The organism is Streptococcaceae bacterium ESL0729 (assembly GCA_029391995.1).
Classification (GTDB): Bacteria; Bacillota; Bacilli; order Lactobacillales; family Streptococcaceae; genus Floricoccus.
This window is the reverse complement of record CP113924.1, coordinates 1,218,920-1,244,186: the sequence shown is the minus strand read 5'-3', so window position 1 is coordinate 1,244,186 and position 25,267 is coordinate 1,218,920. Positions and strand designations below refer to the sequence as shown.

Below are 25,267 nucleotides of genomic sequence, written 5' to 3'. Positions count from 1 at the left end.
TTATAATTAAGCTAAGGTCAGTATAGGTCAATAAATTTATGGGAAGGGAGAATGAAGGTGAGTAGGAAGAATACATCTGATTTGATTGAAGAGTATCTGAAGCGACTTCTTGAGCAAGCTTCAGAAATTGAAATCAAACGCTCTGAACTTGCAGAGACCTTTGATGTAGTTCCCAGTCAGATAAATTATGTTATAAAAACTCGCTTTACCCTACTTCGAGGTTATGAAGTTTTAAGTAAGCGAGGAGGTGGTGGCTATATCAGAATTGTAAGGGTTAGGTGTTCAAATAGGCACCTATTTTTGCAAGATATGCAAGACAAACTGCCAAAACTCCTTGATGAAAAAGCAAGTAAGGATATAATTCAATTTCTCTTTGAAGAGGAGATAATTAGCTACCGGGAGGGTAATCTTATGATTTCGGTTTTGAATGATTCAAATTTTAATTCAAAGGATAAGGATGCCATAAGATCACTAATGATGAAATCATTTTTACAAAGATTGGATAGAGAAGATGAAATTAAATAGTAACTTAAAGTTTACTCCGACCGTAAGGTCAATACTTGAGGAGGCAGAAAAGATTGCCTTTTCTTACAATTCAAGGGTGGTTGGGACTGGTCATGTTTTAGCAGCCTATGCGGAATTTTATGATAATTATGGATCAACAGCACTTAAGGATTTAAACCTTGGTAGGGATGATTTTGATATTGAGCTAGCTGCTCTTTCTTCAAATCAGCTAGACCTTACCCTTGATGATCTTTTACAGGTATCGCCAAGGCTTGAAGGCCTTCTGGAAGTAGCACAATATTTGGCCCAAGAAAATGGTCAAGAAGAGATTGGGTCAGAGCATCTCTTTTATATTCTTGTTTCTGATAATGACTCTTTTGCCAGAAGAATCTTGGTCAGCCTAGGCATTGATATAGGCAAATTACTCAAGAGTTTTCTTGATAAATCCCACCTTGACGTCAAGGCTCTTCTTAGCCGCAAGCCTGTTTTACCAGCTTCAAAGAGGGGAACAGCAGCTGATGTTTCACCCAACAGCAAGACGCCTACCTTAGATAGTGTGGCTCGGGATATGACCCGCCTGGCTCGTGAGGACAAGCTAGATCCTATGATTGGTCGGGATAAGGAAGTTGAACGGGTGCTTCAAATTTTAAGCCGTAGAAGTAAAAATAATCCTGTCCTTGTGGGTGAGCCTGGGGTCGGAAAGACTGCTATTGCTGAAGGTTTAGCCATTAAACTTGCCCGTGATGAGGTCCCTGAGGACTTAAAGGGCAAACGACTAATGTCAGTTGAAATCTCATCAATCCTTGCGGGAACTAAATTCCGGGGGGAATTTGAAGATAGGATGACAGCCATTATTGATGAGGTAAGTAAGGCTCAAGATGCCATTCTTTTCATCGATGAAATCCATACAATCATGAGTTCAGGTGGTGGAATGGATGGAACCCTTGATGCTTCAAATATTTTAAAACCAGCCCTTGCTCGCGGTGACTTACAGCTTATGGGTTCAACAACTTTTGATGAATATCAAAAGAAGATTGAGAAGGACTCAGCCCTTGAAAGACGCCTGGCTCGGGTAGTAATTAATGAGCCTAGTGAAGAAGAAGCCCTTCAAATTTTAAGGGGTCTAAAGGCCAGATACGAAGACTATCATGGTTTGACCATTGAAGATAGTGCCCTTGAAGCTGCCGTTAAAAATAGCGTCCGCTACATGCCAAGTCGTAAACTACCTGATAAGGCAATTGACCTACTTGATGAGGCTTCAGCTCGGGTAAAAATTAATAGCCTGGAATCTAAGGAAGGTTATCAAAACTTACAGGATAGGTTAAAATTCTTAAATCTTGAAATCGAATCAGCCCTTTTAGAGCATAAGATAAGTGAAATTAGGGATTTACGTAGGGAGAGAGAAGCTGTCCTTAAGGAGCTTGTAGACATTAAAAATGAGCCAAAATCCCTTGGTAATTTAAAGGTGTCAGAGCTTGATATTATTGAAGTTGTAAGTGATTTGTCAGGGGTTCCTGTAAGTCAAATGACCCAGTCAGAAGCCAGTCGTCTGATTCATCTTGAAAAGGAGCTTCATGAACGAGTGGTTGGCCAAGATGAGGCCATTGAAGCTGTCAGCCGGGCAATTAGAAGGTCACGCAGTGGGATTTCTGATCCAAGTAGGCCAATTGGTTCATTTATGTTCCTTGGACCGACAGGGGTGGGTAAAACGGAGCTTGCTAAAGCCCTCTCAGCTACTATCTTTGGTAGCGAGGACAATCTAATCCGTATCGACATGAGTGAGTACATGGAAAAATTTTCAACCAGTCGCTTGATTGGAGCTCCTCCGGGTTATGTTGGCTTTGATGAGGGCGGACAATTGACTGAAAAAGTCCGCCAAAAACCTTATTCAGTAGTCCTACTTGATGAAATTGAAAAGGCTCATCCGGATGTCTTTAATGTTCTCTTACAGATTCTTGATGATGGCTTTGTAACTGATAGTAAGGGCCGTAAGGTTGACTTTAGAAATACCATTATTATCATGACAAGTAATATTGGAGCGACTGCCCTTAGGGATGAAAAAACAGTTGGTTTTTCAAGCAAGGATGAAGCTCGCGACTACAAGGCCATGAAGGCTAAGATTTTAGAGGAGCTTAAGAAGGCTTATAGACCTGAATTTTTAAACCGGGTTGATGAGATTTTGGTCTTCCACAACCTATCAGAAAAAGAGATTCAAGAAATCGTAAAACTAATGTTTAATGGCGTCGTAAATCGTCTCAAGGAGCAGGATATAGAACTTAAGATTACACCAGCGGCAAGTAAACATATTGCCAAGGTTGGTTTTGATCCAGAATACGGGGCAAGACCTTTAAGACGTGCCATCCAAAGGGAGGTTGAAGACAAGCTAAGTGAGAAGCTTTTAAGTGGTGAAATTTCAGCCGGACAAACAGTCACTGTTGGAAGCTCTGCTGACAAGATTAACTTTAAGGTTAAATAATAATTACGGGCCAAAAACTTATATCCATATGGTCCCAGCCAAGGAGATGTGTGAATTTCACACATTTTTTTGCTATAATTAAAATATTATTAGGAAATGCCTGGCTAATTTTTAGCTGGAAATTTCGATAAAAGAAGCAAAGAAGCAAATATTTAAGAAAAGGTTATAGACATGATTACAAATAATATTTCCAAGGGAAAATTAAAGGGCCAAAAAATTGGTATCTACTTTGGAACATTTGCCCCCCTTCATACAGGACACCAGCAGCAGATTTATAAGACAGCAGCCTTGAATGATGGGGTTTTACTGATTGCATCAGGCTATGATAATGACCGAGGTGACCAGATTGGCTTAAATCTTGAAAAGAGATTTCGCTACCTGCGTCAGGCCTTCAATGATGAGCCTGATATTAAGGTCGCAAAACTTGATGAAAATGGCATGCCTCCTATGCCCCTTGGTTGGGATGTTTGGACTGACCGGGTCATTGAGATTCTTCATGAAAATACTATTCAAGAAAACCTCCAAGTAACCTTTTATGTGGGGGAAGAGGAGTATGTTGAGGAGCTTTCAAAACGCTTCCCTGATGACGGGAATACCTATTCAGTTGAGCGGGCTGACCGTCATGATATAGCCATTTCTTCGACCATGATTAGGGAGAATCCGCAAAAATACTGGAATGATATCAATAGGGTTTTCAGGCGTCATTTTAGTAAGATTGTAACCTTTATGGGAGGTGCTTCAACTGGTAAAACAACCTTGGTAAGGAGACTTGCTAGATCCATCAATGCTCCCTTCTCAGAAGAATACGCTCGGATCTATGAGGAAGAGTCAAATATTGATGATGATGAGCTTCGTGTGGATGATTATGCTAGGTTAATTACAGGCCAGTATGATGCCAACTCGCATGAAATTTGCTCTCCGTCAAATAATGGAATTGTCTTTTTGGATACAGACGCCATTGTAACGCGTGTTTATGCCAAGCTTTATCTTCCCCTTGAAGACCAAGAAGCTCTTGAACCCCTATTTTTAAGAACCATCGAGCAGGAAAAAATGGATTTAATCCTGGTTATTCCACCCATTACCCGCTATGTAGATGATGGCTTTAGGAATATGGAGTGGGAGGATTCACGCCTTGAGTTTCATGAGGAGCTTATGCGTCAACTTGAGGAATTTGACTTGATGGATAAGGTTGTAATCTTGGATGACCGAGGGGACGGACTTCGAGATGAGTATGGTTATCTAGCTCGCTACCATCACGCCATTGATGCCGTTAAGGAGCATACAGGTGTTGTGATTAAACGTTTAGAGTATTAAAAAACGCCCCTTGGCGTTTTTGAATTTTTTAGGATAAAAGATGATTTAAAAATCGTATTATTTATAGGGAGGAAGTTGTAATGGCAGAATTAAAATTTGAAATAGAAGAATCACTGATTGTTTTATCAGAAAATGACAAGGGCTGGACCAAGGAGCTCAACCGAGTGAGTTGGAATGGGGGACAGGCCAAGTATGACATTCGTACTTGGAGTCCTGACCACACAAAAATGAGTAAGGGAGTAACCCTTACCAATGAAGAATTTCAAGTTCTTCTTGAGGCCCTTTCAAGCAAGTAATTACTTGAGAAGTGACAAGATAGCCATCATATAATACATGATGAAGGATGCAAGGAAGGCGAGCCGCCAAAATAATTTAAAGAAGTTACTTCGGTCGAATTTTCTAACATAAAAAAGATCAACTAAAAGGATAACTATTCCAAGACCACTCATCATAATGATAAAGTAGGGAAGCATACTTGTTGTTGTAAGTTTTAAGGAAAAAAGGTAAATCCCAAGGATTAAAAAGAGGGTGGCTATATCAGGAACCCTAATCCCAATGTATTTCCTAATCTTAAAAAACTTAAACAGGTAGTTTAGGATAAAAATTATCAAAAGGGGATACAGTAAGGTAAATATTCTTAAAATCATGCCCCCATTATAGCACAAATCACAATTGAAGGATGAAAAAAACTTGCTAAATAAGCTTTAAATTAAAAGAGAAAGCCCAGGCTTTCTCTTTTAATTTGCTTCAAGGAATATCTTGATAGATTGATTTGCCAAGATTCACAAGGGAGTTTGTAGGGAGGCTATTACCCAACCAGGCAATGACAATGTCCTTTTCCTGATTACCATAAAGCATACTGACATAACCACTACTTCCCAATTGGCTGGTTGATATATTTCCGCTGACTACAAGACTACCGTCTCCTGCCAAAAAATATCCGCCAGCATAGTTTGGATTGGTTTGGGGCGTAGTTAAATCATCAAAAGAAGCTTGACTGACTAGCAGATTGTGATTGATGGCTTCTTGATAGGTAGCCAAATCTGCAACAGACATGTAAAGATTTCCTGCCCCTAAAAGGGTACTCATCAGCTCCTCGGAGTAAATCTCTGCCTTGGAATTATCTGATTGAATCTCCTCAGCAAGACTTGCAGTAGGAGGTAAGTCATCCCAAAAGTAGGTGTTTTTAAGACCCAGGGGACTTATAATCCTTCTTTTTATGCTTTCCTCATAGGAGCCACCGTCAATTTGTTTGATGACAGCAGCCAGATAGGTATAGTTTACATTTGTATAGAAAAAACTATGGTAGCCTGTGTAGCTGGTAGTTTCCTTGGCATATTCAATCTGCTCTTCCTCAGTCTTTAAAATATCCTGGCTGGCAGTTTCAGGCATGACATAAGAAGAAGTATGTTCAAGAAGTTCTCTGATGGTGACATTATTTGACCTGGCAATATCAGGTCTAAAGTCTTCTAACTTTGAGTTATAGCTAAGTTTTCCCTCTTCAATAAGTTGTGCGATTAAAAGGGCTGTGAAGGTTTTTTGAATGGAAGCTACCGGATAAATGATATCACTATCACTAGGACGGGTCTTATCCTTATCCGAATAACCATAAGCCTGGCCGATAATTTTCTGGTCTTTTTTAGTGACCAGAAGATTTCCATCAATCTTTGAGTCTTCTACAAGCTGGTTGATCAAGTGATAGCTATCTGCTGGTGTAAGTTCTGCCAGGTTGCTCTTTCTTTCCTTATCGTGGGTAAAGGCCAGTAAAAGGAGGAGGCCAAGAAAGGGGACAATTAAGAGGGATTTTTTTAAAACTTTAAAGTTTTTTTGCTTTCCTTTTAGCATGCTTGTGCCCTAGTCAATCAAATCATGGAAGTGGGCGTGAACAAGACCTGCCAAATCCCTTGGATTAATCTTAATGCTTTTGCCGATCTCCCCTGCTGATACGATAATGAAGTCTTCTTCTTTAGCCAGCTGATCGATAAAAATGGGAAATTTCTTGGTTTGCCAGATTCCAACAGGATTATTGGCCCCGTGAACATAGCCTGTTGTCTTTTGTAAGTCCTTCAAGGGAATCATGGCAACCTTTTTACTGGAGCTTGCCTGAGCTAGTTTTTTAATCGACAGGTGCTGGTTGATAGGGACAATTCCAATCAAGGCCTGGCCCAGATTGTTTTTTAGGGCTAGGGTTTTGTAGACATCTTTTTCTTCAATATTGAGGGGATTAATCCCTTCTGAGATATTCATCTCGATTCCCTCATGGGGAATTTTCTTTTGGTCAAGAATCTGTTCGACCAGCGTTTTTTTATTTTTTTTCTTTGCCATTATTCATATTTCTCCTCAAGCTTACTCATCCAGTAGCCAAGAATTATCCCAAGGATTAAAAGAACTAAGGATGTAATGATTGTTGGAAAGCTCGTTCCAGCATAGTTTATGGTGTCAGCTGATTTAGGATTTGGCAGCAGGATTAAAAGAGTACTTGAAAGAACGATTCCAATTATAAAATGGTAAACATAAGAAAAATGCCTATCAAGTAAATGCTCCATAAATTTAGAGAATAAAAGAATGGTGATTACGCCACCGATTGCAATGGGTAAGAAGACGCCCAAGAGGTCAAAGTTTTTAAAACCTGTCAGCATGGGATTATATAGCCCTAAAATCAAAAGGAAGTTTGAAGGACTCAGACCTGGTACCAGAACACCAAGGGCAATTAAGGCTCCCGCTAGGACAAAGCTTAGAAAGTTAGCTGGTAGGGTACCAAAGATATAGGGCATAGAATAGAGGAAGATACTTGAGACAACAAAAGTCCCTAGTAAATAGCCCCAGTCACTTTTTGAATGAATCCCCTTATTTTGGCTGGCTGCTTCCTTCCAAAGGGCTGGAATGCTTCCAATAATAGCTCCTGCAAACCCCCACAAGACTGGCACCTGATAGTTTGCAAGTAGATATTCTAGGGGGCGGCTAAAGAGCCCAATTCCTAAAATTCCACCGATTCCAACGGGTAAAAAATAAAGGATATTTGCTGTGAAATCCTTTCTAATATTAGCTAAAAAAGATAATATTCGGTGATAAAGTCCTAAAAGGGCCGCAAGAACCCCACCGGACACTCCGGGTAAAATAAAGCCAAGAGCGATAATCATCCCCTTGATAATCCTAATAAACCAATCTTTCATTGACTGTTCTCCTTCTATAAATAAAATTAACCCTAATCAGTTAATTAGGGTTAATTATATCATGGCTGAAAAATTTTTGGAAATTTCCGCACGGTAAATAAAAGAACAAGGATGGCAACAAGACTTGTCAGAATGGCACTTGACCCATTGACGACAAGTGAGTACCAAAACGGGTTCCAGCCACTCCAAGCATATTGGCCCCAGAAAATAAGTCCTGCAATAAAGTGCCAAAAGAAGCGAGCAAAGGTTGCAAAGATTGAAGCTAAAATGACAGTTGATTCGGGATTCTTTTTAAGTTGCCCCCTAAAAAGTCCTGAACTTCCTGCAAAAACAAAGGCAAGAATGTACTCAACCACAACCTGAGCTAGAGACAGATAGTAAACTTGCCCTGTTAAAAAGTGTAGGATTCCCCAAATAAGTCCTGCAAAAAGTCCTGCCTTAAGTCCCCTTCTTAGACCAAATAAGATGATGATGGTCTGACCAAGACTTATATCGATCCAACCAAAGCGAACCTTTAAGAAGGAAAGAACCATGGCCAAAGAGGCACAAATGGTAGCCTCAAGGGCAATCCGTAAATCAAGTTTTGTACTAGTAGACATTAAAAAAACCTCCTAAAATTCACAAGGAGGGAGTATGGCTATAATAATAGCGACACATCCCTACGACGGTATTAACCGTATCAGGTTCTGAGGGTGAATCTCAACTAAAATTAAGTAAATAATTTCAGTACCCCTTGTGTACCTTAATACTAACAGAAATATTCCTTATTTAAAACACTAAATTTTAAGTAAAGCTAGGATTCATCGATGATTAAAAAATATTATGGTATTATTTATTTAACATAATATTGCAAAAGGAGCTTTGAAGATGAAAATTGGAATTATAGGAATGGGGCATGTGGGTTCAACTTTGGCTTATACCTTATGCCTTCAAGGACTTGCTGATGAACTTATTTTAATTGATAAGAATGAAGCAAAAGTCCAGGCCGAGTACCTGGAACTTAAGGATGTTCTCTTAAATATCTCAAAGGATGTAAGGCTTGTAAAAAATGATTACGGAGAACTAAGTAATGCTCAAATTTTGATTTTTTGTGCGGGGGATATCAGTATTTTAGAGAACGCCACTGATCGCTTTGCAGAAATGAAGGTCAGTAAGGAGGTTGTTGATGATGTGGCACCAAAAATTAAAGAATCGGGCTTTAATGGCTTTATCATCTCCATCACTAATCCCTGTGACCTTATTGTCCACTATCTAGCAGATTCACTTTCTTTTGATAAGCAAAAGATTGTCGGAAGTGGAACCTTGATTGATAGCAACCGTCTAATTAACAGAAGCTTAAGAGCTGACTCCATGGTCATTGGCGAGCACGGGGAAAGTCAGGTGGCCTTGAATGCTTCAAAGGCTGAGGCAAGGCTTGCTGCCCAAACTGGCTGGGAGATTTATTCGGCTAAAAGACACACAGCCTTTGGTATAGCCTCAAGTGTCGCAAGAATCATTACAGCCCTTGTAGAAGAATCTGAAGAATCCCTTTTAGTTTCATCCTATGATGCTAAAAGGGATTGCTTTTACGGCTCACCAAGTAACATTTCGCTTGAAAGGGGAGTGCTTAGGAAGACTAATCCTGATTTATCCATTCAAGAAGCCGAAAAATTTGCGGCAAGCCTTGAAAAAATCCAGTCAGGCTACCTAAAGCTTAGGCAATAAAAAAACTTAATGGCCTTATAAATAAATGATAAGCCGAATTTTTTATTCCTTGTGTTATTATAGTTTTACAGTAAAAAACATATCAAGGAGATAAATATGAAAAAGTTTAAGTTATTTACAGCCCTACTTGCAGGAGCTGCCCTTTTAACCCTTACAGCCTGCGGTGGTAAAAAAGATTCAGCATCGGAAGAGAAAAAAACCTATACAGTGGGAGTTGTTTCAGATTCAGCCCATAATGTTTGGAAGTCAGTTGCTGAAACCTTAAAAGATGAAGGAATTGATCTTAAAATCAAGCAGTTTAGCGACTACAATACTCCAAATGATGCCTTGGAAGATGGAAGTATTGACCTAAATGCCTTCCAGCACGTAGCCTTCCTTCAAAACTATAACAAGGAAAAAAATGGTGACCTTGTCTCTATTGGTTATACCCTTATTTCACCTCTTGGCCTTTATTCAAGTAAATTAAAAGATTATAAGGATATCAAAGCAGGAGATACTATCGCCATTCCAAACGATGTTACAAATGGTGGACGTGCCCTTCAACTACTTGATGCCATTGGTGTCATCAAGCTTAAATCAAATGCTCCAGCTTCACCGTCAGTAAATGACATTGAAACAAATACAAAAGATGTTACCATCAAAGAACTTGATGCTTCACAAATTCCAGCAGCCCTTCCAGACGTAGCAGCAGCTGTAATTAACACCAACTACGCTGTTGACAGTGGATTGAAACCTAAGAAGGATGCTCTTTACCTTGATACAGATAACCTGTCTAAGGTTGGCGATATCTACAAGAACGTCATCGCTGTTAAAAAAGAAAATGAATCAAATGAAGACTTCAAGAAGATTGTTAAAGCTTACCAAACAGATAAGACAGCAGCCCTTCTTGAAAAAGAGTCAGGTGGTAACGATATTCCAGCTTGGAAATAAAATTTTGGGGTAATTTAGGAGAGAGTGCCTTATGAAAAAAGGAAAGTTACTAGTAACATTATTTGCAGGATGTGCCCTTTTGGGCCTTGCTGCCTGTGGTAATCAAAAGAGTGGTTCTTCTGATAGCAAAAAAACCTATACTCTTGGTGTAGTGTCTGATGTAGAAGATAGGATTTGGAAGACAGTCGCAAAGGATTTGAAGGATGAAGGAATTGATCTTAAAATCAAGCAGTTTAGTGACTACAATACTCCCAATGATGCTCTAGTTGATGGAAGCCTTGATTTGAATGCCTTCCAAAGTATTGGTTATATGAATAACTATAACAAGGAGAAAAATCAAGATCTAGTATCCATTGGCTATACCTACGTGTCGCCCATGGGACTATATTCTGACAAATTAAAGAGCTATCAAGACATTAAATCAGGGGATACTATAGCCATTCCAAATGATGTTACAAATGGAGGGCGTGCCCTTCAGCTCCTGGATGCCATCAAGGTAATCAAGCTTAAGGATAATGCACCATCATCTCCAAGTAAGGATGATATTGAAAGCTACTTAAAGCAAGTGGACATCAAGGAACTTGATGCCTCGCAAACACCAGCAGCCCTCCCAGATGTAGCGGCAGCTGTAATCAATACCAACTACGCTGTTGATAGTGGTTTAAAACCAAAAGAAGATGCCATCTATCTTGATACGGATAATCTATCAAAGGTTGGCGAGATTTATAAAAATTTAGTAGCAGTTAAGAAGAAAGACGCATCAAATCCTGACTTTAAGAAGATTGTTGCAGCCTATCAGACTGATAAGATAGCAGGACTTATTAAGGATGAGACAGGTGGGAATGACCTTCCAGCTTGGGAATAGTTAAAGGTAGTTTAAGGAAGATGGTCCTTTGGGACTTCCTTCCTCTTTTTATTAGCTTAGTAGAGTATGGAGTAGTTAATGATTGATTTAAAAGATATAGTAGTCAAATTTAGGCAGGGCTCAAAGGATGTAACTGCTGTTAATGGAGTCTCTCTTAAGATTGATAAGGGGGATGTTTACGGGATTGTTGGTTACTCAGGGGCTGGTAAGTCAACCCTTGTACGGGTAGTCAACCTTCTGCAAAAACCGACCAGTGGTCAGGTTGTTGTTGATGGGAAGAATTTGGAAAAACTAAGTGGTAAGGAACTTAGGGAGGAGCGAAAAAAGATTGGGATGATTTTCCAACACTTTAACCTCATGGAAAGCCGGACCATCTATCAAAATGTAGCCTTTCCCCTAAAGGGAAGTGGCCTGTCAAAGGATGAGGAAGCCCAAAAGGTTGAACGCCTGCTTGATTTAGTTGGGATTTTGGACAAGAAAAACTTTTATCCTTCGCAACTTTCAGGTGGACAAAAGCAGAGGGTAGCCATTGCACGTGCTCTGGCAAATGACCCTAAAATCCTCCTTTGTGATGAAGCCACAAGTGCCCTAGATCCAAAGACAACCCTTGCCATTCTTGATTTACTTAGGGAAGTTAATGAAGTTCTTGGTATTACAATTATTGTTATCACCCATGAAATGCAAGTAGTCAAAGAGATTTGTAATAAGGTTGCTGTTATGGAGGAGGGACGTGTGCTTGAGCATGGTCTGGTAGTTGATATTTTCAATGAACCAGAAGAGGTCTTAACCCGTGACTTTATAAGAACAGCTACCCATATTGAGCAGGCTGAAAAGAAAATTATCAGCCACAATAAGGATGCAGATATTTATGAGCTTAAATTTTCTGGTAATAACACAGGGGACCCGGTTATCATTGAGCTTTACAAGAGATTTAACCTGACTGCAACCATATTATATGGAAATATTGAATACTTACAGGATACACCCTTTGGTAGTTTATTAGTTAGTTTTGACCAAAAACCTAATCTGGATGAGCTTAGGGAATACTTAAGGACACAGAGTGTTACCATTGAAAAAATTGGAGGTAAAAAATGATTGAAAAATACTTTCCCTATGCCAGTCAAATTCCAGATGATTTTATCCAAGCAAGTCTTGAGACCATCTATATGACCTTGGTGTCAGCCTTGATTGCAGGATTTTTAGGTTTAATTTTAGGAATTATTTTGTTAGTTACCGGTAAAGGGGGCCTCAAGGAAAATAAGTTTATCTATACTATCTTAGATAAGATAGTTGATATCGGGCGAAGCATTCCCTTTGTTATATTGCTGGCCGTAATTTTTCCCTTTACCCGCCTAATTGTAGGAACTATTGTAGGTACTACAGCTGCCATTGTCCCCCTAGTTGTGGGGACTGTACCCTTCTTTGCCCGCCAAATTCAGAATGCCCTCCTGGAGGTTAATCCTGGGGTTATTGAAGCTGCAAAGTCAATGGGTGTTAGCGACCTTGGTATTATCTTTAGGGTTTACTTGAGGGAGGGGCTAGTTCCGATTATTAGGGCTTGTAATTTCACAATGATTTCAATTATCGGACTTACTGCTATGGCCGGTGCAGTAGGTGGAGGCGGCCTTGGACAGCTTGCCATCTCTAAAGGTTACCAAAGATATCACAATGATGTGACCCTTGTTGCCTTAGTGATAATTTTACTTTTGGTCTTTATTACCCAAATAATCGGAAATTTGACCATAAAAGTAGCCAGTAAAAATAAAAAATCTTGATAATAGAGCTAAGTCAGTTATTTTGGGCATACAAATTCTAAAAAATTGTAATTTTTTTAATTATAGTTTGATAACAAATAAACTTTAAGTAAAATAAAATTATTTTAAGTTTTCTTTAAGGTTTGATTTATATACTAGCGTCAGCCCTTAAATAGTCGTACATAACGACTTATCCTACTGATTAATTATCAGTAAACTTTTCTTTTTCATAAAACTCCTTAAATACCCCTGGTTGCGACCGGGGGTATTTATTTTGTTATAATAAACTTATTAATTCTAAAGGAGGGATTGTCGAAAATGAAATTAACAAGCTTAGGATGTTGGGGAGGATATCCCTATAAGGATGCTGGGACAACTAGCTATCTTTTGACCAGTGAATCTGGTTTTAATCTTTTGATTGATGCAGGAAGCCGAGCTGTTACAGAGCTTGAGCATGAATTGTCACCACTCGAGCTTGATGCAGTGATTATTAGTCACTACCATCAAGATCATATAGCAGATTTGGGCGTACTCCAGCAGTACCGCCAGTTGTGGCCTAAAGATGAGTGGGACGGAAAAATTCTTGATATCTATGGTCATGACGAAGACCCTGAAAGTTTTAAACGCCTGACCTTAAAGGATGTTTCTAAGGGTCATGCCTATAATGTTTCAGGCCTTCAAAAAATTGGTCCCTTTGATATCACCTTCATCAAAACTGTTCACCCAGTTGTTTGTTATGCCATGAGAATTGTTGAGCGAAAGACAGGCCAAAGTTTAGTCTTTACAGGTGATACTGGCTGGTTTGATGAACTTGTTGATTTTACAAGGGATGCTCAAATGTTTTTAGCTGACGTTTATTTCTTTAAGGGACGGGAGCATCATCCGGCTCATCTTACAAGCTATGAGGCAGGAAAAATTGCTAAAGAAGCTTCTGTTGATCTTTTGGTTTTAACCCACCTACCTCAACACGCACCAGAGCACATTGCGAAAGAAAATTATTTGGAAAGCCTCTTACAGGAAGCAAAAGATGAGGCTGAATCAATTCCGGTTGAGCTTTCAGCTCCTCACAGAAAATGGGATTTTAATGAAATCTGATTACAAGGAGCTGGTTTTTAGCCAGGAAGAAAAAGAGTACTATATGAGTCAAGCCCTTCTTGAGGCCCAAAAAGCCTTTGATAATGAGGAGGTTCCAATTGGGGCTGTCCTTGTTAAGGACGGGAAAATTATAGCCAGATCCTTTAACCAAAGGGAGTTGCAGCAAAGGGCAGTTGATCATGCTGAGGTATGTGCCATTAATCTAGCCAATGACTTTATCGGCAACTGGCGGCTGACTGACTGTGCCCTCTTTGTGACCATCGAGCCCTGTGTTATGTGTGCTGGAGCTATCGGACTTGCGAGGATTCCCCAGGTGTATTTTGGGGCGGCCAATCAAAAATTCGGAGGAGCCGTCTCCCTCTATCAAATTTTGGAGGACCCAAGACTTAACCATAGGGTCCAGGTAGAAGCAGGCCTTCTTGAAGCAGAATGTAGTGCTATCATGAAAAAATTTTTTAAGGCTAGACGAAAAAAATAGAGTATGTTATAATTGAACTCGAGGCAATATCTTGTTTACGAAGCGTGTCAGGACCTGACGGTAGCAGCACTAAGTAGGTGGGGTATGTGCCTTTTTTTGTGCAAAATAAAAAAGCTAACTGCAAGTTAGCCCTTAATCTGGGAAGTTTATTTGAAAAGTCTCTTCAAAAAGCCTTCCTTTTTCTTTTTAATAACTTCTTTGGCCTTGAGTAGGTTGTTATAACGCTCATAGATGTCAAAATGGTCAGCATTTAAGGCTGTGTTTGAGTGGATAATAACACCAAATCTTGAGGCCGTTAGGCTGGTTGAAATTATAGAAGCCGGAATACCATGTGTTTTGGCTATTTTAGCATACTTGGTACTGATATTATCATCAAGATTTCCGTTGATTTTGACAGCCATATTTTCATATTTGCCAGCCAAATCAGATAAGACAGCGTCAAAATTATCAATAACTTCCTTCTTTTTGGCGTCTTCAAAGTCAATGGTTAAAATAATTCTTTCCCTGAAGGTATTTAGGTATTTTTTTTGCTCATCTGGATTAAATCGTCCCTCACCTAAGGCAGAACGCTCCAATCGATCATTTATATTAGTGTCCATGTCCCGCATTATAGCAAATATGGTACAATAAGGCTAGAATATACTATTTACCAGGGGGATGTAATGAATATTTTAGTCGAGCTTGCCAGATACAATATTATTGAAACACCAAGACTTCTTTTAAGACCTTTAAGAATTCAGGATGCAGAAGATATGTATGAGTATGCGTCAAAGCCAGAAAATTTAATCTTTATTTTCCCGCCCCATAAAAATTTAGCTGAAACTGAGCTCTCCCTGGCTCGAAATTTTATGGAAAAACCTTTGGGTAAATGGGCCATCGTGCTCAAAGATGAAAGGAAGATGATTGGAACCATTGACTTTATCAAGCTCAATCACAAGGAAAAATCAGCTACGATAGGCTATGTTATTAATAAAGACTATTGGGGGTGTGGCCTTATGACTGAGGCCCTTAAAAATTTGATTGACTTCTCCTTTAGGAAATTTGGACTTACAAGTCTTGATTTGGTAGCTGATGTTAGAAATCTTGCTAGTAAGCGGGTGGCTGAGAAGGCTCAGATGAAGAAGATTAGGGAATACAAGTCTTCAAATAAGTACACCAAGGAAATTGTTTTATTTTCTGAATATAGGATAGAAAGAGCAGATTATTTAAAGGAAAATGAGTAAACACCAGGAAATTATTGAATACATTGAAGACTTAAAGGTGGGCCAGAAGGTTAGTGTACGGGGTCTATCGCAAAAGCTTTCCGTTAGTGATGGGACAGCCTACAGGGCCATCAAGGAGGCAGAAAGACGGGGTCTTGTGGCCGTTGTTGACCGGGCTGGAACCATTAGGATTGCGACCAAGGAGCAAAAGATCATTGAACGCTTGACCTATGAGGAGATTGCTAAGATTTCAAATGCTGAGGTCATGGGTGGACGTGAAGGAATGGACCGGGAATTTAATAAGTTTGCTATCGGTGCCATGACCAAAGAACACATCAAAAAATACCTTTCTGTTGGTGGCCTCTTAATTGTTGGTGACAGAAAGGACATCCAGATCTTAGCCCTTAAGGAAAATAATGCTGTCTTAGTAACAGGTGGTTTCCCCATTGAAGATGAGGTTCTCGTCTGGGCTGATAAGGTCAAGGTCCCCATTATGCGGACAACATTTGATACCTTTACAGTGGCAAGTCGAATCAACCGAGCCCTTAGTAATGAGCTGATTAAAAAAGATATTTTAACCATTGCAGACATCTACCGGGAGAATATTACAAGCTTAAATGAGACAAGCACCGTAAAGGACTATAATGACCTGGTTAAAAAGACCAATAGCAGTCGTTTTGTCGTTATCAACCAGCATCGCATGGTCGTTGGGATAGTCACCATGAGGGATGTGGTAGGCAAGGCCTCAAATCTTACCATTGATAAGATAATGACCAGAAATCCAGTAACTGTCTTCCTTGATACAACGGTCGCAAGTGCCAGCCAAAGGATGATTTTTGATGGCTTTGAGCTTTTACCTGTTGTAAGTAGGGAGCAGACCTTTTTGGGTCTAGTTAGTAAGATTGATGTCCTAAGAAGTCTTCAGGAATCAGAAGAGCAAAATCAGTTTTCCCATACCATGAGTGACAACTTGGCTACTTTAGTTAGGGAGGTGCAAAATCACTACACCTTCAAGGTTGACCCTCTTATGATGAATGGGACAGGTAATATCTCAAATGGAGTTCTTGTCGAGATTATCTCTAATATAGCAGCCAGGCTGATGGCTAAAAGTAAAAATAAAACTATTTTAGTTGACCAATTAAATATTTATTTTATTGATGCGGTAAACATTGACGATGTTCTTGAAATCTATCCCAAGGTAATATCTGAAAGTAGGAGGGAAGCAATAATTGATATTGAGGTTTATCTGGGTTACAAGATTGTAAGTAAGGCTTTAGTGACTGTACAAATCCAGTAGCTTGAAAAAGGAAGGAAAAAGAAAATGATTGAAATTTATAAAAAAATTAAAGAATATGACACGATAATAATCCACCGCCACCAAAATCCTGATCCAGATGCCTTAGGAAGTCAGGTTGGCTTAAAAGAAATAATTAAAGAAAATTTTCCAGATAAAAAAGTTTATGCAGTAGGCTATGATGAGCCAAGTCTGACCTACCTAGCTAAAATGGACCAAATAAGTGATGCCACCTATGAGGGTGCCTTAGTTATTGTCTGTGATACAGCAAATAGACCAAGAATTGACGACGCCCGCTGGTCAACAGGGGACTTTCTGATAAAGATTGACCACCATCCTAATGACGACGTCTACGGCGATATTTACTATGTCGAAGATACGGCCTCATCAGCTAGTGAGCTCATTGCTGACTTTGCCTTGACCTATGATTTGAGGTTAAATGGTAAGAGTGCCCGCATGCTTTACGCTGGTATCGTTGGTGATACGGGTCGTTTCTTATATCCGTCAACAACTTCAAAAACAATGATGATTGCATCTATCTTGAGGAAGGAAGATTTTGACTTTGCAGGCCTTGCTCGCAGGATGGATAGCGTTGATCTAAGGATTGCTAAACTTCAAGGCTATCTTTATGAAAATCTTGACATTGATAAAAATGGAGCAGCTCAGATTACCATTAGCCAAGCTACCTTAAAAAAATACGGCGTAAGCGAAAGTGAAGTTAGTGCCATTGTTGCAGCTCCAGGTAGGATAGCATCTGTTGAATCTTGGGTCTTATTTGTGGAGCAGCCAGAGGGTTATTACAGGGTTAATCTAAGGAGTAAATCAACAGTTATAAATCAGATTGCTAAAAGGCATGACGGAGGTGGTCACATCTTTGCAAGTGGTGCCAAGAGTTATGACCTAAGCGAGAATGCACAAATTTTTAAGGAGTTGCAAGAAGCTGTAGCTAATAAATAATTTTGTGTAAAAATTATCTTATCTGTGATAGAATAGCTTGTGTTACTAAAATATAGCGAGAAATAGATAAATGAAAAAAATATTAATTAACGGTGGTAAGCCAATCAAGGGAGAGGTTACCATTTCAGGGGCTAAAAACAGTATTGTAGCCCTGATTCCAGCAGCTATTTTAGCAGATGATATTGTTACCTTAGAAGGTGTTCCAGATATTTCTGATGTAGCTAGCTTAATTGAAATAATGGAAATCATCGGAGCTAAAATTGACCGCCAAGGGGAAGTTTTAACAATCGATCCAAGGGGGGTTAAGAGTATGCCCCTTCCTTATGGCAAGATAAATAGCCTCAGAGCTTCTTATTATTTCAACGGAGCCCTTTTAGGGAAATTTGGTGAGGCTACAGTAGGTCTACCTGGAGGGTGCGACCTTGGTCCTCGTCCGATTGACCTTCATATTAAGGCCTTTGAAGCCCTTGGTGCTCGGATGACCTACCAGGATAATGCCATGCACCTTACAACAGATGGTCAAGACCTTAGAGGAACTCACATTTACATGGATATGGTGTCAGTTGGGGCAACCATCAACACCATGCTTGCAGCTGTTAAAGCATCTGGTCGCACGGTCATTGAAAATGCCGCACGTGAGCCTGAAATCATTGATGTAGCTACCCTGTTAAACAACATGGGTGCAGACATTAAGGGTGCAGGAACTGATGAGATTAGAATCAACGGAGTTGAAAAACTTGGTGGAGCAAGGCATACGGTCATTCCAGACAGGATTGAAGCAGGTACCTACCTGGCCCTTGCCGCAGCTTACGGGGAAGGTGTTACTGTCAACAACGTCATTTATGAACATCTGGAATCATTTTTAGCCAAGCTTGAAGAGATGGGTGTTAAGATGATTATTAGGGAAGACTCGATTGAGGTTAAAAAATCATCTGACCTTAAGGCCATAAATATCAAGACTGTTCCCTATCCAGGGTTTGCAACAGATCTCCAGCAGCCCATAACCCCTCTTCTTCTAAGAAGCCACGGACAGGGTACCATTATTGACACCATTTATGAAAAGAGGGTCAATCATGTGCCTGAGCTGGCTAAGATGGGAGCAGACATCAGAGTAGACAATGACCTGGTCTCTTACAAGGGACCTCGAAGCCTTCATGGAGCTGAAGTTACAGCAACAGACCTTCGTGCAGGAGCAGCCCTCATGAACGCGGCCATTATGGCCCAAGGTCAGACCAAAATAAATAATATTGAATTTATTTTAAGGGGTTATGACAATGTTGTTGAAAAAATGACAGGTCTTGGTGTTGACATAAAAATTATTGAAGAATAAAAAAATAATTCTTATTGCAAAACTTTTAAAAACCTGATAAAATGTTATGTGCACGGCTAATTTTAGCCCTACTAATCTCTGGAGTGGCAAACATTCCAGGGCAGAAAGGAAAAAGACAATGAAAAAAGATATCCATCCTAATTATGGACCAGTAGTATTCATGGATACAACAACTGGTTTCAAATTCCTTAGCGGATCAACTAAATCTTCTAAAGAAACAGTTGAATGGGAAGACGGAAACACTTATCCACTAATTCGTGTTGAAATCTCAAGTGACTCACACCCATTCTACACAGGACGTCAAAAATTCACGCAAGCGGACGGACGTGTGGATCGTTTCAACAAAAAATACGGTCTCAAAGACGAAAACGCTGCAGAATAATTTGTTATTTTCTGTGGAAGGCACCTTCGGGTGTCTTTTTTTTGTTATAAATTCATATTAGTTAAAAAATAAGATTCAATGTTTTTTAGTGTTCTTTTTTTGTTCATCTATTAATCAGGATAATATTTCTTTTATTTTTTTACTTTATGTGTTAAAATCTTCTTAAGACTGTGTGTCAGTTAAGTCGTAGGAGGAAGAAATTTTATAATGAATGAATTTGAAGAACTATTAAACAGCGTTGGAGATGTCAAAGTTGGTGACATCGTTAAAGGTGAAATCCTTTCAGTTGACGGCGACCAAGCTTCTGTAGCTATCGTTGGTACTGGTGTTGAAGGAGTACTTACTTTACGTGAGCTTACAAGCGACCGTGACGCTGATATAAATACTTTTGTAAAATCAGGTGATGAATTAGAACTTTTAGTTGTAAAACAAATCGTTGGTAAAGAATCTGAAGGTGCAACAGTATTCCTACTTTCTAAGAAACGTCTTGATGCTCGTAAAGCATGGACTGCTCTTGAAGGTAAAGAAGGTGAAGTTGTAACAGTTAAAGTTCTTAAGAACGTTAAAGGTGGACTTTCAGTGGATTATCAAGGTGTACGTGGATTCATCCCAGCATCTATGATTGACACATATTTCGTTCGTGATACTGCTAAATTCGTAGGACAAGAAGTTGAAGCTAAAATCATCGAAGTTAACGCTTCAGAAAACCGTTTCATCCTTTCTCGTAAAGCAGTAGTTGAAGAATCAGCAGCAGAAGCTCGTAAAGAAGTATTTGCGAAAATCGCTGAAGGTTCTGTAGTTGAAGGAACTGTAGCACGTCTAACAGACTTCGGTGCTTTCGTAGACCTTGGTGGTGTTGACGGACTTGTTCACGTTACTGAGCTTGCTCACGGACGTGTGAAAAGCCCTAAAGATGTTGTATCTGTAGGTGACAAGGTTGAAGTTAAAGTTCTTAAAGTTGACGAAGATGCTAACCGTATCTCACTATCGCTTAAAGCAACTACACCTGGACCATGGGAAAACATCGAAGAAAAAGCTGCTGCTGGAACTGTTCTTGATGGTGTTGTTAAACGCCTTACAGACTTCGGTGCTTTCGTTGAAATCTTCCCTGGTGTTGAAGGACTAGTTCACATCTCACAAATTTCACACACTCGTGTTGAAAATCCAAAAGATGTACTTTCTGCAGGACAAGAAGTTAAGGTTAAAGTACTTGACGTGAAACCTGAAGAAGAACGTGTATCACTTTCAATCAAAGCTCTTGAAGAAGCTCCAGCTCGTGCTCCACGTAACGATGACGAAGGACGTTCAGAACGTTCAAACAAACCTCGTCGTAACAACAAGCGTAAAGCTCAACGTGATTATGAACTTCCTGAAACTCAAGAAGGATTCTCACTTGCAGACTTCCTTGGTGAAGACTTCAAACTTGACTAAAAAGTATTTTAAAAGAAGCCATGGGCTTCTTTTTTTTATTGTTCCCTACACAAAAAGCCCAGCCAGACTGAGCTTTTCCCTTATTTTTTACTTTTATTATCACGAACGACCAAGACATCACAAGGGGCATGGCGGATAATATATTCTGCAACACTTCCAATCAAAAGTCTTTCAATGGCAGACTGACCTGTTGAGCCAACCATTATTAGATCAACGCCCTCCCGTGTTGGAATAGTATCAGAAAGCATGGCCCTTGGGCTACCAAATTCAATGTAGCTTTTGACATCCTTAAGTCCTTTTTTGTGGGCCGCATCCTCATATTTTTTCATGAATTCTTTTGAAGATTTGAGGGCATCTTCTGCAATGACACCTTCAAAGCCTGAAAGACCTTGAAAGGCACGAGAATCGATAACATTTGCTATAATAAGCTGAGCCCTGTTTCTGATGGCTGAAGCTATTGCCTTTTGAAAGGCCTTGTCAGCTTCCATACTACCATCAACACCGACCAATATTTTTTTGTATTCTTCTTCCATAAGCACTCCTTTTCTATACTTTTATCTTACTCTTTAAAAATAAAGCTGTAAAATATTTGTTAATTTTTATTTTATTATCTCTTGCTTTTTAAGGTGGATAGTAGTAGAATGACTCATTGACTGTGGAGAAAATCCACCCTACAAATTTTTGGAGCGTAATTTTAACAATGAAGAAAAATATTTCAGAAAAAGAATTTCTGGAGCGTTTAGAAGGCATGCGTAAGCGTTATTTGGAGCGGTTAAATGTTAGTGAAGAGGTTCAAAAAAACTTAGAATATAAGGAAAAATTTTATGAACGCTTTGCTTCAGCAGAAGCTAAAAAGGCTAGAATCAAACGTCGTGCTGCCCAACTTGAATTTAAAAGATGCCAACGTAAGCTTGACAATAAGTCATGTACGGACTTAGATGAAAAATTAGCAGTGCAAAAGGCTCTCTTCAAGCAAAAATACAAAAATATATATCGGGGTTTTACAAAAACCCGCGAAAAATAATAAAATAATTGGAATAAGGAGAACTTGATGGACCATCACCTTATGTTTATTATTATTGGTTTCTTACTTGCTTTGATTTTATCAAATATAATTAACCGAGTCTTTCCTAAAATTCCCCTGCCTTTTATTCAGGTTGTCTTTGGAATGCTTTTGGCATTTTTTGGGGCAGATGGAATCTTGAAATTTGATCCTGAGCTGTTCTTGGCCTTTGGGATTGCCCCCCTCCTCTTTCGTGAAGGAGAAGAGGCTGATGTTCCAGGTATCATGAAGCATGCTAAGACTGTTTTGGTTTTGGTTTTAGCTGTCGTCTTTATAACAGCTCTAGTGATTGGATATGTAACCCATTCATTTTTCCCTGCCATTCCCCTTGCTGCCTGTGTGGCCATTGGGGCAAGTCTTGGCCCGACTGATGCTGTGGCAGTATCTTCCCTGGCTTCAAGATTTGACTTCCCCAAAAGAATTAGAAATATCTTGTCTGGTGAAGGGCTTTTGAATGATGCTAGCGGAATTATCGCCTTCCAGTTTGCCCTTTTGGCCCTGACAACTGGTAAATTTTCTCTAGCAAATGCAAGTCTTCAGTTCGTCATCTCAGCTCTTGGGGGAGCTATCATTGGTTATTTAATTTCCTGGCTCAATAGTACTGTTTTGTCTCTCATGGAAGATGTAGCAGCCCAAGATGTTGTTGGTTATCTACTTTTGGAGCTTATAATGCCCCTTATGGCCTTTAGTATTTCAGAGCTTGTCGGGGTGTCGGGAATCATTGCAGTCGTTGTTGCTGGAATTATGCAGGCTGCAGGATTTAAAAAAATAACCCTCTTTGATGCCCAGATAAACCGTGTATCAAGTACCATTTGGGATATGATTGTCTTTATTTTAAATGGGGTTGTCTTTTTATTCCTTGGGATTGAGCTTGAGTCTATCGCCCTACCCGTCCTTAAAAATAATACCTACAGCAATTCTAAGTTACTAGTAATTATTGTTATTCTAACCCTTGTCTTATTTGCGACCAGGTACATAATACTTTCAATTTTTTATAAGCTGGTAAGCATTAAAAGGAAGCAGCCCTTTGAAAGGTATAAAAGTGATATAAATCTTTTAACTTTTGCAGGTGTAAAGGGAACGGTGAGTATAGCAACAATCATGCTTATTCCCCAGGCCATAGCCCAGAAATATAACATGATGATTTTCACAACGGCAGGGGTTACCCTCCTATCCTTTCTTTCAGGGATTATCATCCTTCCCCTTATTGCCCCTAAGAAGGAGCGAAAGGTCAACTACTTTAGTCAAATTTCTATCTTAAATGATGTGGTTGAAGCCCTTCAGGAGGATTTGGCCAAAAGTCGGTCTAAGGATGGTTATTATGCAACCATTGACAACTATACCAACCGCATCCAGCAGCTTATTCTTATGCAGGAAAGTGAGGAGGCTACCCAGGATTTCAATGACTTGCAGCTTATGGCTTTAAGGATTGAAGAGGATAGTTTGGACCGGGCCTATAGTGACGGGGATATTTCCATCTATACTTATAGGGTGTATCATGGCTACCTAAAGGAGCTTGAGCGGTCAATCAAACATAGTCTGGTTTCCTCCCTAACATTTGCCCTGACCATCTTGTTTAGATCTGTGCATCTGGCTGTGGCAGAGATCATTCATTTGGGCCGCCCCAAAAAGAAGCCATCTAAGGTGCAAAGCATAAGTCCAGAAGTTAAGCAGGAGTTGAAGGATTTATATCTGGCCAATACTGAGCTTATATTATCAGCCCTCTACAATTTGACTGATATTTACGATCCCTACCTGATTAATCTTTTGACAGCAAACAGGTTACGGTCAGCTGAAATTGTCGCTGAAGGGGACTTTACCAAGAGACTCATTTCAAGGTATAAGCCTAATAATATTGATGAGATGACCCGCGGCTACTATCTGGAAAGAAAGATAATTGCAGAGTATGAAGACAGGGGAGAAATCACCTCAGCCAAGGCTCGCAAGCTTCGTAATAATGTAAATATCCTTGAAGATTATTCCATGAATGAAGAGTACAGTAGCCTGCTCTATGATTTCTTGGACTACAAGGGCATAAAAAACTAATCAGTGGAGACACTGATTTTTTTAGCTCATCCTTCTATTAAAGGAGGGTGATTTTTGCTATACTAGTTCTTGCTTAAGAAAAGTCAAAGTTTAAATTAGATAAAATTAGATAAGAGGAGAAAACTGTGATTTATTTTGATAATGCTGCGACAACAAGGCCTTATCCACAGGTTTTGAAAACATATACAGACGTAGCAACAAGAATCTGGGGAAATCCAAGTAGCCTTCATGGTCTTGGGGCGACAGCAACGAAGCTTCTTGACCTAAGCCGTAAGCAGATTGCTGACCTTCTTGCTATCAAACCCCAGGAGCTCTTTTTTACAAGTGGCGGAACTGAGTCCGACAACTGGCTGTTAAAGGGAGTGGCCTTTGAGAAGGAGAAGTACGGGCGTCATATTATTGTTTCAGCCATTGAACATCCAGCAGTCCGTGAATCAGCAGACTGGCTTTCCCGCCATGGTTTTGCGGTCGACTATGCTCCCGTTGATAAAAAAGGTTTTGTCATCCCAGAAAAGCTTGAAGAACTCCTCCGTGAGGACACAATTCTTGTTTCCGTTATGGCTGTAAATAACGAAATCGGAAGCATCCAGCCCCTAGCTGAGATTGCAAAAATCCTTGAGGACAGGCCAAGGGTAACCTTCCATGTTGACGCTGTTCAAGCTCTTGGAAAAACAGAGCACGTAAACTACCTCCCTTCAAGGGTTGATATGGCAAGTTTTTCTAGCCATAAGGTTCACGGGGTTCGTGGGGTTGGTCTTGCCTATATCAAGGAAGGTAAGAAGCTTGAAAGCCTCTTAACTGGAGGGGGACAAGAGGGCAACAAGCGTTCAACCACTGAAAATATTGCAGGGATTGCAGCAACTGCCCGTGCTCTTAGGATGACCCTTGACAACCAGGAGGCAAAGCTTAAACGCCTGCGGGCCATGCAGGAAGTTATCCTTAAGCAGCTTAAGACCTATGAGGGGGTTGAAATTTTCTCAGGCACAGAGAACTTTGTTCCAAATATCATAACCTTTGGAATCAAGGGGGTGCGTGGTGAGGTTTTAGTCCACGCCCTAGAAGAGCGTGATATCTTTGTTTCAACAACAAGTGCCTGTAGCTCAAAGGCAGGTTCAGCAGCCAGTACCCTTCTTGCCATGAATGTTAAGCCAGACCTTGCCACAAGTGCTGTCCGTATCAGTCTTGATGATGAGAATAATATGGCAGAAATCGAACAATTCCTAACCGTCCTAAACCACCTATATGATAAATTCCAAAAGATTAGGTAGA

27 protein-coding genes, 1 other RNA gene and 1 riboswitch are annotated in these 25,267 nt (G+C 39.9%); of the genes, 21 read left to right on the top strand and 7 right to left on the bottom strand.

From position 1 onward, the window contains the following. Window positions 1–57 precede the first annotated feature (57 nt). The 4 genes from OZX68_06235 to OZX68_06220 all read left to right on the top strand — a co-directional run bounded on the left by OZX68_06235 (window position 58) and on the right by OZX68_06220 (window position 4,590). A complete protein-coding gene (locus OZX68_06235) occupies window positions 58–525 on the top strand; it encodes a CtsR family transcriptional regulator (protein ID WEV60514.1) in 468 nt (155 codons plus the stop codon). Next, window positions 512–2,980: an ATP-dependent Clp protease ATP-binding subunit gene (locus OZX68_06230; protein ID WEV60513.1), complete on the top strand. Its 2,469-nt coding sequence runs from the start codon at window positions 512–514 to the stop codon at window positions 2,978–2,980. The genes OZX68_06235 and OZX68_06230 overlap by 14 nt, the downstream gene beginning before the upstream one ends. Before the next feature lie 171 nt (window positions 2,981–3,151). Then, on the top strand, window positions 3,152–4,294 hold the full coding sequence (locus tag OZX68_06225; GenBank protein ID WEV60512.1) for a nicotinamide-nucleotide adenylyltransferase: 1,143 nt from the start codon (window positions 3,152–3,154) through the stop codon (window positions 4,292–4,294). 80 nt (window positions 4,295–4,374) lie between these two features. Beyond that, on the top strand, window positions 4,375–4,590 hold the full coding sequence (locus tag OZX68_06220; protein WEV60511.1) for a YdbC family protein: 216 nt from the start codon (window positions 4,375–4,377) through the stop codon (window positions 4,588–4,590). On the opposite strand, the gene OZX68_06215 is transcribed toward OZX68_06220, so the two are convergent. From OZX68_06215 to thiT, 5 genes are all read right to left on the bottom strand, one after another. Further along, complete coding sequence (locus OZX68_06215) at window positions 4,591–4,941, bottom strand: DUF3397 domain-containing protein (GenBank protein WEV60510.1); 351 nt, start codon at window positions 4,939–4,941, stop codon at window positions 4,591–4,593. A 100-nt stretch (window positions 4,942–5,041) separates the two neighbouring features. Then, window positions 5,042–6,139 carry a serine hydrolase gene (locus OZX68_06210; protein ID WEV60509.1) on the bottom strand — a complete coding sequence of 366 codons (1,098 nt, stop codon included), beginning with the start codon at window positions 6,137–6,139 and terminating at the stop codon, window positions 5,042–5,044. Window positions 6,140–6,148: 9 nt separating this feature from the next. Next, on the bottom strand, window positions 6,149–6,619 hold the full coding sequence (locus OZX68_06205) for an aminoacyl-tRNA deacylase (GenBank protein WEV60508.1): 471 nt from the start codon (window positions 6,617–6,619) through the stop codon (window positions 6,149–6,151). Continuing rightward, a complete protein-coding gene (locus tag OZX68_06200; GenBank protein WEV60507.1) occupies window positions 6,619–7,467 on the bottom strand; it encodes a DUF368 domain-containing protein in 849 nt (282 codons plus the stop codon). The genes OZX68_06205 and OZX68_06200 overlap by 1 nt, the downstream gene beginning before the upstream one ends. Window positions 7,468–7,526: 59 nt before the next feature. Further along, window positions 7,527–8,066, bottom strand: coding sequence for an energy-coupled thiamine transporter ThiT (gene thiT / locus OZX68_06195; protein WEV60506.1), 540 nt, complete (start codon window positions 8,064–8,066; stop codon window positions 7,527–7,529). 40 nt (window positions 8,067–8,106) lie between these two features. Beyond that, a riboswitch (TPP riboswitch) is annotated at window positions 8,107–8,211 on the bottom strand. 123 nt (window positions 8,212–8,334) lie between these two features. Here thiT and OZX68_06190 point away from each other — a divergent pair. The 8 genes from OZX68_06190 (at window position 8,335) to ffs (ending at window position 14,402) form a co-directional block, all read left to right on the top strand. After that, window positions 8,335–9,171: a hypothetical protein gene (locus OZX68_06190; protein WEV60505.1), complete on the top strand. Its 837-nt coding sequence runs from the start codon at window positions 8,335–8,337 to the stop codon at window positions 9,169–9,171. 96 nt (window positions 9,172–9,267) lie between these two features. Next, entirely contained in the window at window positions 9,268–10,101 is an 834-nt protein-coding gene (locus OZX68_06185; GenBank protein ID WEV60504.1) for a MetQ/NlpA family ABC transporter substrate-binding protein, read from the top strand. Window positions 10,102–10,132: 31 nt separating this feature from the next. After that, on the top strand, window positions 10,133–10,966 hold the full coding sequence (locus tag OZX68_06180; protein ID WEV60503.1) for a MetQ/NlpA family ABC transporter substrate-binding protein: 834 nt from the start codon (window positions 10,133–10,135) through the stop codon (window positions 10,964–10,966). A gap of 78 nt (window positions 10,967–11,044) precedes the next feature. Then, the gene (locus OZX68_06175) at window positions 11,045–12,061 is read left to right on the top strand and encodes an ATP-binding cassette domain-containing protein (protein WEV60502.1); all 1,017 of its coding nucleotides are present in this window, start codon (window positions 11,045–11,047) and stop codon (window positions 12,059–12,061) included. Next, window positions 12,058–12,741, top strand: coding sequence for an ABC transporter permease (locus OZX68_06170; GenBank protein WEV60501.1), 684 nt, complete (start codon window positions 12,058–12,060; stop codon window positions 12,739–12,741). Before OZX68_06175 ends, OZX68_06170 begins: the two co-directional genes overlap by 4 nt. 297 nt (window positions 12,742–13,038) lie before the next feature. Then, window positions 13,039–13,815 carry an MBL fold metallo-hydrolase gene (locus tag OZX68_06165; protein ID WEV60500.1) on the top strand — a complete coding sequence of 259 codons (777 nt, stop codon included), beginning with the start codon at window positions 13,039–13,041 and terminating at the stop codon, window positions 13,813–13,815. A gap of 10 nt (window positions 13,816–13,825) precedes the next feature. Next, window positions 13,826–14,293, top strand: coding sequence for a tRNA adenosine(34) deaminase TadA (tadA, locus tag OZX68_06160; GenBank protein ID WEV61390.1), 468 nt, complete (start codon window positions 13,826–13,828; stop codon window positions 14,291–14,293). Between the two features lie 10 nt (window positions 14,294–14,303). Further along, window positions 14,304–14,402: signal recognition particle sRNA small type (gene ffs, locus OZX68_06155), an RNA gene on the top strand. Window positions 14,403–14,439: 37 nt separating this feature from the next. Here ffs and OZX68_06150 read toward each other — a convergent pair. After that, window positions 14,440–14,892 (bottom strand): DUF1694 domain-containing protein, encoded by a 453-nt coding sequence (locus OZX68_06150; GenBank protein WEV60499.1) that lies wholly within the window; start codon window positions 14,890–14,892, stop codon window positions 14,440–14,442. Window positions 14,893–14,955: 63 nt separating this feature from the next. Here OZX68_06150 and OZX68_06145 point away from each other — a divergent pair, with 63 nt between their 5' ends. The 6 genes from OZX68_06145 to rpsA all read left to right on the top strand — a co-directional run bounded on the left by OZX68_06145 (window position 14,956) and on the right by rpsA (window position 20,889). After that, window positions 14,956–15,516: a GNAT family N-acetyltransferase gene (locus OZX68_06145; GenBank protein WEV60498.1), complete on the top strand. Its 561-nt coding sequence runs from the start codon at window positions 14,956–14,958 to the stop codon at window positions 15,514–15,516. Beyond that, window positions 15,509–16,792, top strand: a complete 1,284-nt coding sequence (locus OZX68_06140) for a DRTGG domain-containing protein (GenBank protein WEV60497.1) — start codon at window positions 15,509–15,511, stop codon at window positions 16,790–16,792. The genes OZX68_06145 and OZX68_06140 overlap by 8 nt, the downstream gene beginning before the upstream one ends. 24 nt (window positions 16,793–16,816) lie before the next feature. Beyond that, a complete protein-coding gene (locus OZX68_06135) occupies window positions 16,817–17,746 on the top strand; it encodes a bifunctional oligoribonuclease/PAP phosphatase NrnA (protein ID WEV60496.1) in 930 nt (309 codons plus the stop codon). 70 nt (window positions 17,747–17,816) lie between these two features. After that, a complete protein-coding gene (locus OZX68_06130; protein ID WEV60495.1) occupies window positions 17,817–19,076 on the top strand; it encodes a UDP-N-acetylglucosamine 1-carboxyvinyltransferase in 1,260 nt (419 codons plus the stop codon). Window positions 19,077–19,194: 118 nt separating this feature from the next. Further along, entirely contained in the window at window positions 19,195–19,458 is a 264-nt protein-coding gene (locus OZX68_06125) for a type B 50S ribosomal protein L31 (GenBank protein ID WEV60494.1), read from the top strand. A 207-nt stretch (window positions 19,459–19,665) separates the two neighbouring features. Continuing rightward, window positions 19,666–20,889 (top strand): 30S ribosomal protein S1, encoded by a 1,224-nt coding sequence (gene rpsA, locus OZX68_06120; GenBank protein ID WEV60493.1) that lies wholly within the window; start codon window positions 19,666–19,668, stop codon window positions 20,887–20,889. A gap of 80 nt (window positions 20,890–20,969) precedes the next feature. Here rpsA and OZX68_06115 read toward each other — a convergent pair whose 3' ends face one another. Further along, window positions 20,970–21,422 (bottom strand): universal stress protein, encoded by a 453-nt coding sequence (locus tag OZX68_06115; protein WEV60492.1) that lies wholly within the window; start codon window positions 21,420–21,422, stop codon window positions 20,970–20,972. Window positions 21,423–21,589: 167 nt separating this feature from the next. Here OZX68_06115 and OZX68_06110 point away from each other — a divergent pair, with 167 nt between their 5' ends. The 3 genes from OZX68_06110 (at window position 21,590) to OZX68_06100 (ending at window position 25,266) form a co-directional block, all read left to right on the top strand. Next, window positions 21,590–21,913: a hypothetical protein gene (locus OZX68_06110; protein ID WEV60491.1), complete on the top strand. Its 324-nt coding sequence runs from the start codon at window positions 21,590–21,592 to the stop codon at window positions 21,911–21,913. A 27-nt stretch (window positions 21,914–21,940) separates the two neighbouring features. Further along, window positions 21,941–23,998, top strand: a complete 2,058-nt coding sequence (locus OZX68_06105) for a sodium:proton antiporter (protein WEV60490.1) — start codon at window positions 21,941–21,943, stop codon at window positions 23,996–23,998. Between the two features lie 125 nt (window positions 23,999–24,123). Beyond that, the gene (locus OZX68_06100) at window positions 24,124–25,266 is read left to right on the top strand and encodes a cysteine desulfurase family protein (protein ID WEV60489.1); all 1,143 of its coding nucleotides are present in this window, start codon (window positions 24,124–24,126) and stop codon (window positions 25,264–25,266) included. Window position 25,267 lies beyond the last annotated feature (1 nt).